The organism is Comamonas trifloxystrobinivorans (genome assembly GCF_043359985.1).
Taxonomy (GTDB): Bacteria; Pseudomonadota; Gammaproteobacteria; order Burkholderiales; family Burkholderiaceae_C; genus Comamonas; species Comamonas trifloxystrobinivorans.
In genome coordinates, this window is sequence record NZ_JBHZGV010000013.1 from 144,134 (window position 1) to 154,718 (window position 10,585).

General features: G+C 64.6%; 10 protein-coding genes and 1 pseudogene. 2 read left to right on the forward strand and 9 right to left on the reverse strand.

All coding sequences use genetic code 11. The features are described from left to right. Window positions 1-9: 9 nt before the first annotated feature. Window positions 10-1,233, reverse strand: coding sequence for an efflux RND transporter periplasmic adaptor subunit (locus ACFIQF_RS17225; RefSeq protein WP_393944730.1), 1,224 nt, complete (start codon window positions 1,231-1,233; stop codon window positions 10-12). A gap of 309 nt (window positions 1,234-1,542) precedes the next feature. On the opposite strand from ACFIQF_RS17225, the gene ACFIQF_RS17230 reads away from it, so the two are divergent. Both ACFIQF_RS17230 and ACFIQF_RS17235 read left to right on the forward strand, forming a co-directional pair. Beyond that, on the forward strand, window positions 1,543-2,097 hold the full coding sequence (locus ACFIQF_RS17230; RefSeq protein WP_393944731.1) for a cytochrome b: 555 nt from the start codon (window positions 1,543-1,545) through the stop codon (window positions 2,095-2,097). A 41-nt stretch (window positions 2,098-2,138) separates the two neighbouring features. After that, on the forward strand, window positions 2,139-2,846 hold the full coding sequence (locus tag ACFIQF_RS17235) for a VIT1/CCC1 transporter family protein (RefSeq protein WP_035884269.1): 708 nt from the start codon (window positions 2,139-2,141) through the stop codon (window positions 2,844-2,846). A 13-nt stretch (window positions 2,847-2,859) separates the two neighbouring features. On the opposite strand, the gene ACFIQF_RS17240 is transcribed toward ACFIQF_RS17235, so the two are convergent. The 8 genes and pseudogenes from ACFIQF_RS17240 to ACFIQF_RS17275 all read right to left on the reverse strand — a co-directional run. Next, window positions 2,860-4,272, reverse strand: a complete 1,413-nt coding sequence (locus tag ACFIQF_RS17240; RefSeq protein ID WP_003056166.1) for a sensor histidine kinase — start codon at window positions 4,270-4,272, stop codon at window positions 2,860-2,862. Between the two features lie 3 nt (window positions 4,273-4,275). Further along, complete coding sequence (locus ACFIQF_RS17245) at window positions 4,276-4,941, reverse strand: response regulator transcription factor (protein WP_011517534.1); 666 nt, start codon at window positions 4,939-4,941, stop codon at window positions 4,276-4,278. Between the two features lie 14 nt (window positions 4,942-4,955). Then, window positions 4,956-6,299, reverse strand: coding sequence for a ferredoxin reductase family protein (locus ACFIQF_RS17250; RefSeq protein WP_393944732.1), 1,344 nt, complete (start codon window positions 6,297-6,299; stop codon window positions 4,956-4,958). 215 nt (window positions 6,300-6,514) lie between these two features. Next, window positions 6,515-8,491 carry a relaxase/mobilization nuclease domain-containing protein gene (locus ACFIQF_RS17255; protein WP_011517536.1) on the reverse strand — a complete coding sequence of 659 codons (1,977 nt, stop codon included), beginning with the start codon at window positions 8,489-8,491 and terminating at the stop codon, window positions 6,515-6,517. A 435-nt stretch (window positions 8,492-8,926) separates the two neighbouring features. Further along, on the reverse strand, window positions 8,927-9,502 hold the full coding sequence (locus tag ACFIQF_RS17260) for a S26 family signal peptidase (protein ID WP_393944735.1): 576 nt from the start codon (window positions 9,500-9,502) through the stop codon (window positions 8,927-8,929). Next, a complete protein-coding gene (locus tag ACFIQF_RS17265; RefSeq protein ID WP_393944737.1) occupies window positions 9,499-10,044 on the reverse strand; it encodes a DUF2840 domain-containing protein in 546 nt (181 codons plus the stop codon). Before ACFIQF_RS17265 ends, ACFIQF_RS17260 begins: the two co-directional genes overlap by 4 nt. After that, window positions 10,041-10,325: a chromosome partitioning protein ParB gene (locus ACFIQF_RS17270; RefSeq protein WP_393944738.1), complete on the reverse strand. Its 285-nt coding sequence runs from the start codon at window positions 10,323-10,325 to the stop codon at window positions 10,041-10,043. Before ACFIQF_RS17270 ends, ACFIQF_RS17265 begins: the two co-directional genes overlap by 4 nt. After that, window positions 10,322-10,585, reverse strand: a pseudogene (locus tag ACFIQF_RS17275) (ParA family partition ATPase); the annotation flags it as partial. The pseudogene ACFIQF_RS17275 and the gene ACFIQF_RS17270, both read right to left, overlap by 4 nt.

Here is a 10,585-nt window from a genome sequence, read left to right on the forward strand (position 1 = left end):
GGTCGCCCCTCATTGCAATGGAATCATGGATTTAAGCAGTGCCGTACCGCGCACGACGACCTGCATGCCTGCCGCAAGCGGCGCAGTGTCTGGCGAGACGGCACGCACGGCGCTTGACGCCTCTGATTCGTCTGTCCCCAGCAGTCGCACCGGAACAGCGCGGACGCGTAGGTCGCCGTGCTTGTCTTGCGATGACGGCTCAGCAACGTAGACCACGTGGGCGCTGCCCGCTGGCAGCAGTGCGGACGATGGCACGCTCAAGGTGCCCTGCGGTGCTGGCAGCAACAGCGCGACACTGATCTGCTGCCCGGCCGCATAGCGGTCTGCCCCTGCCTGATCTGCATCGACGCGGGCACGTACCCGCAGGCTCTGACTACTGAGGTCAGTGTCGCCACCAACAGCCGTCACGCGAGCGATCGTGCCATCGGGAAGACGCACTTCCAAGCCTGGGTGGAGATCCGAGCGCCAGCGCAGCGGAACCGCGACGCTGACATCCAGCGGGCCAGGCTGAGCCACTATGAAGGCGATGTCGAGCGGCGCGACCGCCTGCCCGAGGCTCAGGTGACGACGCATCACCCGCCCGGACAAAGGCGCCAGCAATTCATACTCGCCGGCCTGCCCGCCGCTAACGGGTCGAAGCCGTGCGAGGGCGCCATTGGCCTCTTGCAACGTACTTTGCGCAGCCGCCGCGCGCGCCTGGGTTTGCTCGTTGCGCGTGGCTGGGATGATGCCCTCGGCCAAGAGCGTGGCATCGCGCCGGGCCTGCGCCGTAGCCACCGCCGCTTCGGTGCGGGCACGCGCCAGATCAGCCTGAGACGCCAGAACGTCCTTGCTCTGGATGCGCGCCAGTGCCTGACCTTGGCGCACTGCGGCGCCTTCATCGACCAGAACGCGCGTCACCACACCGCCATATGGCGCCACGACCTGCGCGCTAGCCGAGAGTGGTGCCACCGTCTGCGCGGGTAAGCTATCCAGCGGTATCACTGCAGCATCCTTGACGAGTGCGGTTTCCACACCCTGCGCGCGAAGCTGAGTGGCATTGAGGTGAACGCCGCCAGCGTTCGGTTGGGCGACAGCTTCGCTCGCGTCTTTATCGGCTACGGTTGTCTGCTGGGTTGCCCAAGCCCACCAGCCGTACCCTACGGCAGCCAGAACTGCCACACCGACGGCGGACAGGGCCAAGGTCTTGGTTCGGCTGGAGGTGCCCGCCGCTTTCAAGGTCGGGAAGCTCATGCTTGTGCCGCCCCAAATGACGTAGAGCAGAGTAGAGAGCACACAGCGCGAATTGAAAATTCGTCGCATATGAAGCGGTGCGCGAGGTTAATGAGGCGAAACATGCGGTCGATCTCTTGTAAAGATCAGCTCATGTTCTTCGGTGAAGCTTTGAGAAAGCTTTGGAGAAAGCGAAATTTTCTCAGTGCGATGTATTTCTGCAAAACGCCTGCTTTGAGCAGCAAGCAATCGATAAACTGATTTTTCAGTAACTTGCTCTGATATGCCAGCGGTGCGCCTTTGCTACCTCAAACTTCGGAGCCATACACCATGAATGTCAGGAATTCCGAATATCGTTTCAGTCCTTTGGTCATAGGACTGCATTGGCTGACCGCGCTTCTCATCATCGCGGTCTATGCGAGCATGGAGCTGCGCGGTCTGGCACCGAAGGGCAGCGCCTTGAGAGACGCCATGAAGTCCTTGCACTACCTGCTGGGCCTCAGCGTTCTGGTGATCGTCGTGATCCGTATCGGGGTGCGCATCCTGGCGGGCGTGAAGCCATCGATCCAACCACCCATGCCACGCTGGCAGGCCACGCTCGCCGATGTCATGCACTATGCGCTCTACAGCTTCATGCTCGCCATGCCGCTGCTCGGATGGCTCACCTTGAGTGCGGCGGGCAAGCCGATTGTTCTGTTTGGCTTGCCCATTCACTCTCTGATCGGCACCGACGTTGCTTTGTCGCGCCAACTCAAGGATGTCCATGAGGCGCTGGCGACATTGGGCTATGTCTTGATCGGATTGCATGCGATGGCGGCGCTGTTGCACCACTACGTCATGCGTGACAACACACTGGTTCGCATGCTTCCCGGTCATCGCACCTGAACTGCTGGCCTTGGGCTGCTTCACATGGATTTGATTTTTCAATGACAAAATTTCATCATCGCGCTCACCCTGAAAGTCATCGCACTGAACATATCGGATGGCTACGCGCAGCTGTTCTGGGTGCCAATGACGGCATCATTTCCACGGCCAGCCTAGTTGCAGGCGTGGCTGCTGCCCATGCAAGCCATGCCAGCATCATGACCACGGCCATCGCGGGGTTGGTAGCCGGCGCCATGTCCATGGCTGCAGGCGAGTTCGTGTCGGTCTATTCACAAGCTGATACGGAAAAGGCAGATCTGGCACGGGAACAAGATGAACTGAACCGTAGTCCGCATGCAGAGCATCGGGAACTGGCCGCCATCTACGTCCGGCGTGGCCTGGATCATCGGCTCGCGGATCAAGTCGCCACGCAGTTGATGGCACATGATGCGCTGGGCGCGCACGCGCGCGATGAACTGGGCATTTCTGAAACGCTGAGCGCTCGCCCGCTGCAAGCTGCAATGGCGTCCGCCGGGAGCTTCGCCGTGGGCGCGGCCATGCCGCTGGCTGTGGTTCTGCTGGCGCCAGAGCAGAGCCTGCTCTATTGGATCGTCGCGACGGCGATTGTCTTCCTGGCCCTGCTCGGCGCTGCGGCTGCTGCCGTGGGTGGTACGCCGCTGTTCAAAAGTGCACTGCGCGTCGCGTTCTGGGGCACATTTGCCATGGCGGTGACAGCGGGCGTGGGAGCCATGTTCGGCACCGCGGTGTAAATCTGCGTCAATCTCAGAGCAGCGCTGGCCAAGGGCCAAGCCGCGCGGACAGCCGACCGTTGTCCAGTGAGAACGCCAGCGGCAGGTCTATGGCATGCGCGAGCGCCAGGGCCAGTGCAAGTCCCAACCCGGCGTGGTGCGCCGTGCCACCTTCGGAATCCTTGCGCCAGAAGCGAAGGCCGAATTGATCCAGATCGGATGCCAGCAAATTGGGAGCTGTGTTGACGATGGTCAACATCCAGCCGGAAGCTTCGCGCTCCAGCCCGCATTGAATGTCGTCGCCTTCGGGCGCGTATTCAATGGCATTGCGCAAGAGGTTGGAGACGATGCGTTCGATCACGCCCTGATCACTTTGCACCCATGCCGATTCAGGCAAAGTCACGCGGATGGGTGACTTGGGTGCCATTTGCTGGACGTTAAGTCCCGCCAGCAACTCTCGCAGCAAAGCAGTTAGATCCAGAGGATCCAGCGCCATTGTGTGTTGGCCGGACTCAAGTCGCGCCAACAACAGCAGAGTGTCCACACTGCGCTGCATGCGTGAACTGGCCTGGATCATTGCATTCAGGGCGCGCTGGATTCGGGCCGGGTCGGCATCGATCAAAGCGCTTTCTGCGCTGATGCGGATTTCCGCCAGGGGCGTGCGCAACTCGTGGGCCACATCGCGGGAGAAGCGGCGCTCGCGGACAATGGCCACATACAGGTGATGCAAGCCCTGATTGAAGGCTTCGGCAAATGGACGCAGTTCACGGGGAAAGTCCGCTCCGATCCGCGCAATCGGCCGATCCGAACGCAGATCGGCCAGTTGCTCGCCGACCCGCTCCAGCATGACCACGATATGCCGAACCATGAGCAGCGCCAGGCCCGTCGCTAGCAGCGTTGCCAGCACAATACCGCCCAAGAGCGCAAAGTGGATGCGCCGCTCGGTTTGATCCCAATCCCGGCGTTCTGTTGCGACGACTAATAGCTGAGACCTCTCTCCAGTTACCGACACGCGCGTCGCCAGCGCGCGGCCCGCGTGGCCATCCGGAAGTGTCACGTCGTAATAGCGCGGGGTGCCTTGCTCCACCGGGCCAAGCGATAGCTCGGCGCCTGCACTGCTGGGAGAGCGTAGCAAGGCCCGGTGGGTCTGCGAATCGAAGACCGTGAAGAACTCGGTATGCCCGCCAGGCTCATATTCCGGCATGAGGCTTTCGAGCTTTCTCGCATCCAACTCCTGCAGCACGCGCCCCACCGCCGCTGATCGTTGCATCAGGGTGGTATCCATCCGTCGATAGATTTCGTGGTCAATCCAGTAGTCGAGGACGGGAAACAGGATCGCGAAGGTTCCTCCAATGCAGATCACCAAGCTGGCAGCCAGCCGCCGCTGCAAGGACCAGGATCCGCCTTGACTCGCATCAGAAAGGGCTTCGGAATCGGGACGTACCATCGTTCAGGGCAGGATGTAGCCGAAGCCACGGCGTGTCACGATCAGTTCATCCAGGCCGCACTGGGCAAGCTTGGTTCGCAAGGTGCTGACGATCACCTCTACCACTTTGTCCGATGCATCGCTGCGGCTGTCGTACAAATGTTCAAAAATCTGCGAGCGCGACAGCGTGGCGCCGCGCCGACGCAGCAGCAAGTCGAGCAGTCCATACTCCTTCGGCGTGAGCCCAAGATCAATGCACTTGAACCTCGCGATGCGCGAGCGCGGATCGACCTCCAGATCGCCGTGGCGCAGAACTGGAACGTCCCGTTGCGGCGGACGCCGTACTAGCGCCCGCAGGCGAGCCAGCAGTTCGGCTAGCTCGAAGGGTTTTGTCAGGTAGTCATCGGCACCCGCATCCAAGGCCCGCACCCGGTCGTCGAGCAGTTCGCGCGCGGAGAGCACCAACACCGGTGCGGCATGGGCCTCTCGGCCCAATGCGCGCAACACGCCAAAGCCGTCCAGCCGGGGCAGCATCAAGTCCAGAATGATGGCGTCGTACCGGTAGCTGGCAAGAAACTTCAGCGCGGACACGCCATCGGCTGCTGTATCGCAGGCATAGCCTTCCGACTGAAGGCTCTGGCTCAGGGCTTCGGCCAGCGTTTGCGAGTCTTCCACGATCAATACGCGCATGTGCTTTCTTCCATTCAGCGCATCTCGAAAAGCTCCTGGTGGAACGCCTCCGGCTCCAGCCCCTGGGCCAGCAGGTCGGCGCGCAACGCGCGGCCGAAGGCCGTGGGGCCGCAGAACCAGACGCTGGCGTCTTTCCAACCCGGCACCATGGCACGCAGGCGTTCACCCGTCAGGCGACCGTTCTGCTTGTCGATGAGCAGGTGCAGCACAACGCCGGCCGCCTGGCTGTCGGCGCGCAGTTTCTCGATGGCCTGCGGATCAACGTCGCTCGTAGGATGAAACAAATCGACCGGGCGTGCGTCTTGGCCTTTATGCTGCGCCAAATACTTCATGCGCGCAATGAATGGCGTGATACCGATGCCGGCGCCGATCCAGATCTGGCGGGCCTTCTCGTCGTCGAAAGTGAAGCAGCCGTAAGGCCCCTCGACCGTTACCTGGTCGCCTACCCGTAGGCGCTCAGGCAGCCGGCGGGTGTGGTCGCCCAGCGCCTTGGTGATGAAGGTAATGCGCCGGTCTTCCGGCACCCAGGCTGAGGCTAGCGTGTAGGGGTGCGGGCCTTCTTTCGGGTTGGACATGGCGAAGGCAAACTGTCCGGGCCGGTGGCCGGGCCAGCCCGGGTCCATCCGCAGGGTGGTTTCCAGCACGTTCAGCGCAGGGTAGGTCTGCAGCGATTCGATGACACCGTGCGCGGTGCGCTGCGCACCGACTCGGCCCAGCAGCACCCACACCGCCGATACCGTGCCGCTCGCCAGCAGCATAGCCAAAGCCCAGCCCACGGGCTGGGCCCAGTAGGAGAACTGCACCAACACCAAGGTGTGGAAGGCCAGCACCAAGTAGATCGCTGCCATCCAGTGGTGCGTCTTGGCGAACAGCCGGTAGGGAAAGCGCTTAACCAAAGCCAGCACCAGTAGCACGGCGACGGCGTAGAAGGCCCATTCGCCCAAGTCCTCGGCCAGTCCACGCCAGCCACGCAGCGCCGATTCAATGGAGCCCATTGAATCAGCCGTTGCGCGGGGCTTGCGCGCGGGGCGCGTCAGCCAGCCCCAGCCTACGGCCCATTTAGTACCCTGCGCCCACAGCCAGTGTACTGTTGCAGCGGCCAGAGCAGCGATGCCGAGCCACTTGTGCAGGCGGTATATCTTGTCCAGTCCGTTCAAGCTGGGCTCCAGCCACGCCGGGCGCGTGGCCAACATCATCGCCACGGACATCGCGCCGATGGCCAGTACGCCGCTGTATTTAATCCATACCGTTCGCAGGGCGAAGTAGTTGGACTGTGCAGGCCAGAGCGTATCGGTAAAAAGCCATAAAGCGCTCAATGCCAGCGCAAAAAACCAGAACGTCCAAATTATTCTCTTCATCGTGGATTTGCCCCAAATTCTGCGGAAGGCGCATGCGGCACTGGTCGGAAACCATCAATCCATATACGCGATAGCGTGCCTTTGAATGTGGCCGTGTATCCGAAATTACAGATAATTCTAATTTTGACATCCCAACCTTTGGTAACGCTTTGGATTGATCACCCATCTATGGATAAAATCTAATTTTGCCCACCGGCTTGTGGCTTTACCTTGACTCAAGAAATGGTTGGCCCCCGATGCCGCCCAATCTCCCAGGACGCCCCGCCGCCGCGAACCGTCGCGGAAAGCTGCTGCCCCAATCGCTGTTCGATCACCGGCTTCCACGGCACCAGCGAGAAGCCCATGCCGTCATCAAGCATCGCGTAGCGCCCGCTGGCGAGCATGACGCTGCGCCGGTAGATGCCGGCCACGCGCTGCCCGTCGGCCACGGGCCGATGCTCCAGGCCCGTTTCGCCTGCAATGTCCTTCGCGGCCTGCGCCAGCTCCCGGTTGCGCAGCGTGCCCAGCAGGTTGCGCGCCAGGATCACGCGCTGCCCGCGCCGCTCGGCCAACCCCTGTTCGGCCAGGAAGTCGGTGCGCTGCTGCATGGCCTGTTTGGCCTCGCCGCCAAAGCCCAGGTCGCCCAGGCCCGAGCCGCCGCCGATCAGTTGCTGGTCGAGCCAGGTGGCCCCGATCACGCGGGCCTGCCGCTCGATGGGCAGGTGCGATTTCAGTTCCACGGCCACGCTTCCCAGGCGCTGCGCGTCGTACTGACGGCCACGCTCGGGCAGATCGTCCGGCACCTTCCATAGACCTTCGGCCACACGCTCCACGATGCCGGCGCGGCGCAAGGCTTCCAGTCGGCGGACATGGGCCGCGACGACTTCCTGCGGATCGCGGCCGGGCACGGCCTGCCCCTGGGCGATGGCGAGGTGATGGTCGGTACGGTACAAGCCATCGCTCGCCAGCGCGGCGATGTTCTTGTCCGCCGCGCGCACGTCGGCCGATCCTTTCACCTCCACCACGGCGCCGCTGGGATAGTTCGCCAGCTCGTCGCGGGCATTGAGCGCGACGTAGTGGGCCTTGCCGTCCACGCCGTCGATGACCAGATAGCCCCGGTCGCGCAGTTCGTCGGCCAGCCCCTTCGCGGCTACGCGGCCGAGAATAGTTCGGCCATCGTCGCCCGGCTCGAACACCGCCAGCTCGCGCGGCTGGCCGCTCATGGCCCGCTGGATGGTGCGGATGATGTCTCCACGCTCGCCCAGGGCGCGCAAGGTCTTCTCGGCATCGGCATGGACGGCCCAACTGCCGGGCTGCGTCTCGTCGACCAGGCCCAGGTGCTGCAAGCGTTGCAGGCGGCTGATCAGCAGCAGGCGCTGGCGTTGCAACGTCGGTTCGTTGAAGCGTTCGATCTGTACCCGGCCATCCTCGCCGGCCTCGCGTTTCAACGTGCGATCCAGGCTAGTCCACCGCTCTTGCTCCACCTCGCGCTGCAAGGTCTGCTGGATCTCCAGCTCGGTGCGTGGCCCCAGCCATTCGGTCGCCAGCTCGGCGGCGCGATGACGAAAACCATCAGTGATGTAGTCGCCCGCGATGATGAGGTCTTTGCCGGTGTCGTCGCGCCCGCGCACGATCAGGTGGGTGTGCGGGTTGTCGGTATTCCAGTGATCGACCGCCACCCATTCCAGCCGCGTGCCCAGGTCGGCCTCCATGCGTCCCATCAGGTGCCGCGTGTAGGTGCGCAGGTCTTCCAGCTCGGCCCCTTCCTCGGGCGAAACGATGAAGCGAAAGTGGTGCCGATCATCGGCGCAGCGCTCCTTGAATGCGTTCAGATCAGCTTCGTCGGTCTGCGGCCCATAGGCCCGACCCGGTTCGCCGTCGCGGCCCACGCCGTCGCGCTCGATGTAGCGCAGGTGCTTGGCGAGCGACTGCGGACTGGCCCGCTGCTGGTTGACCAGTAGTGTCTTGATGGTCACGCGCCGCGACATAGGCGTGAGCTTCGCCCCTGCGAAGCGCGCCGCCGTGTGGCCGCGTCCCAGGCGCGATCCGGGCCGCTGGCCGGTGCCCTTGCCACTGCCGCCAGGACGGCGCACCGTGGACTTGCCGCCGCTGGCCTTGCCTGCCTGCTGGAGCACCTTGGATACGAAGCCCTGGCCCCGGTTCTTCGGTGCGCTGGGGCGGATGCGGAAATCATCGTCGCGGCGGTTGGTCATGCCTGCGCTCCCTGCAAACTCTGGCGTGTCCGGGCGTGCGAAGCACGCGGACATGCCTGTATCGGTGCGTGCCTCACGCCCCAAGCGGCACGGCGGCAAAGCCGCTGCGTGCCTCGCCCCCCCACGTGCAGACTGGCTTTGCGGGCCGACAGGTGCCGCCCCCTTTTGTCTTGCCTTCCGCCTTTGCCCCTCGCTGGCGCTCCGGGCAGCGGCGGCCCGGCGGCGCTGCTGCGCGAGCAGCCAGCGCACCGGCGAACGCGGCGACGGCCATAGGCCGGGCGCGTTCGAGGCAAGACGCCTGTACATGGGAAGGCAGCGCGAAGTGCGGCGCGGATGCGTTCGCACTGCACGCGCGACGACATGCAGAAAGCCACGGGATCGACATGCCAGATGGCACGACAAGATGCACGGCAACGTGCAGCGAGTCGGCGGCCATCATGGACGGGCCTCCAGCCAAACCGGGTGCGCGACGCCGATCACGGCGGATGCGGCGACCGGCCCGAAATATCGGCTGTCGAACGACGCCGGATTGGTGACACTCAACAGGAACAGCTCGCCCGGTTCCATGCGGCGACACTGCTGCCAGGATGGCAGCGGCCGTCCCCAGCGGTCGGCGCGCAACAAGGCTGCCGAAGGCACGCCGTCGATGCGAACGCTGCCGCCGGCGACGCACACCTCCTGCGGCGCGATCGCGCCCACACGCTTGAGCAGCGGCACGTGCGCCGGCAGGTAGCCGCGCAGTGCGGCCAGCGCAGCGGCGTCTGGTGGCAGCGTGGTCAGCACGATGGAGCCGACGCGCGGCGCGTCGGGTGACACGATGCGATACCAGCCGACGGGAACGCTGTCGGACGGGTTGTAGATCAGGCGGGGCAGCGGATGCACGAAAGACGCCCATGCCAGCGCAGCGAGGCCGCAGGCAGCGAAGCCAGCAAGCACGATGCGAGCGCGCAGGCGGGAGCGAGGGCGCGGAGCCTTTCCGGCGGTGTTGGCACCAGTGGAAACGGCAGTCATGGCAGCGCCCTCCCGGCCAGCCAGGCGGCGTGCCGCTCGGCGGTGTAGTCGGGCAGCGGCAGGCGCGCGGCGAGCCGGTTGGCGAGCGTGCGCCAGTACGCGGGCGAGGCAGCGACAGGCGAGATGCCCAGGGCCTCGATGGCGTCGATGCGTTCCAGCACGGCGCGCACTTGCCCGTCGCCCTCGGCGTGCAGCAGCAGGCGCGCGCCCGGCTGTATGCCGGGGATGCGCTGCGCGTCGTCCAGCGGTGTGCAGGCTTGCATCACCATGAGCTGCCAGCGCACGGTGCCGTAATCGTTGGCCTGCCAGCGCACACGGCAGAACACCGCGCCCGGCAGGAATACCGAGCTGCGCCGCCAGCGGTCGAGCTGGTGCGTGCGCGCGGGTTCACCGAAGCGCAGGTAGAGCTTGAAACGGGCCTCGATGTAGGCCAGCGCCACGCGCGTCAGCGGCGCGTTGGCGGGCTGGCCGGAAGGCGCTACGGGCGCAGCCGTGGCCGCGAAGACGGCAGGCGCGGAGACTGGCGAAGCAGATGCGGTCATGGTGTGTTCTCCCTGCGGTGTTCTGGAAACTCCCGCTCCAGCAGGCCGCGCAGCAGATCGGCCACGGTCACGCCTTGCGTGAAGGCCGAGACCTTGATGCGCGCCCTCATGGCGGGCGTGATGTCGAGGGTGAGGCGGGCTGTGTAGAGTTCGCCTTTGCCTATCGCATCGGCATCGCCCTGACGAATCCACGCCTCGGCGTGCGGATTCGCAGGCGGACGCGCGCCGATGCCGACGCGCTTGGCCGTGCGTTTGCTGGTGGCTGGCGGCTTCTCTGTCATGGCGTCCACCGCAGCAGTTCGTCCACCAGGGCGGTGATTTCGCGGGAGGCGGCGCTGTCGGGCGCCGTCTCGCGTGCAAGCCGGCCAGCGGCCACGCTGTCGGCGAACACGATGCGCTGATGCACTTCCGCGCGCAGCGCAGGAAGCGGCTGGTCGGCGAGCGCCTGGCGCGCTTCGCGCCCGATCACGGTGGTGCTGACGCGCCGATTGATGACGAAGGCCGCGCGCAACGCTGGCCGGAAGACTTGCGCCTCGCGGAT

Bases quoted from the DNA above. Each gene is read 5' to 3' on its own strand.
- ACFIQF_RS17235 (WP_035884269.1), top strand. From the start codon at position 2,139: ATGACAAAATTTCATCATCGCGCTCACCCTGAAAGTCATCGCACTGAA.
- ACFIQF_RS17260 (WP_393944735.1), bottom strand. From the start codon at position 9,502: ATGACTGCCGTTTCCACTGGTGCCAACACCGCCGGAAAGGCTCCGCGC.
- ACFIQF_RS17250 (WP_393944732.1), bottom strand. From the start codon at position 6,299: ATGAAGAGAATAATTTGGACGTTCTGGTTTTTTGCGCTGGCATTGAGC.
- ACFIQF_RS17225 (WP_393944730.1), bottom strand. From the start codon at position 1,233: ATGAGCTTCCCGACCTTGAAAGCGGCGGGCACCTCCAGCCGAACCAAG.
- ACFIQF_RS17270 (WP_393944738.1), bottom strand. From the start codon at position 10,325: ATGACAGAGAAGCCGCCAGCCACCAGCAAACGCACGGCCAAGCGCGTC.
- ACFIQF_RS17230 (WP_393944731.1), top strand. From the start codon at position 1,543: ATGAATGTCAGGAATTCCGAATATCGTTTCAGTCCTTTGGTCATAGGA.
- ACFIQF_RS17255 (WP_011517536.1), bottom strand. From the start codon at position 8,491: ATGACCAACCGCCGCGACGATGATTTCCGCATCCGCCCCAGCGCACCG.
- ACFIQF_RS17265 (WP_393944737.1), bottom strand. From the start codon at position 10,044: ATGACCGCATCTGCTTCGCCAGTCTCCGCGCCTGCCGTCTTCGCGGCC.
- ACFIQF_RS17240 (WP_003056166.1), bottom strand. From the start codon at position 4,272: ATGGTACGTCCCGATTCCGAAGCCCTTTCTGATGCGAGTCAAGGCGGA.
- ACFIQF_RS17245 (WP_011517534.1), bottom strand. From the start codon at position 4,941: ATGCGCGTATTGATCGTGGAAGACTCGCAAACGCTGGCCGAAGCCCTG.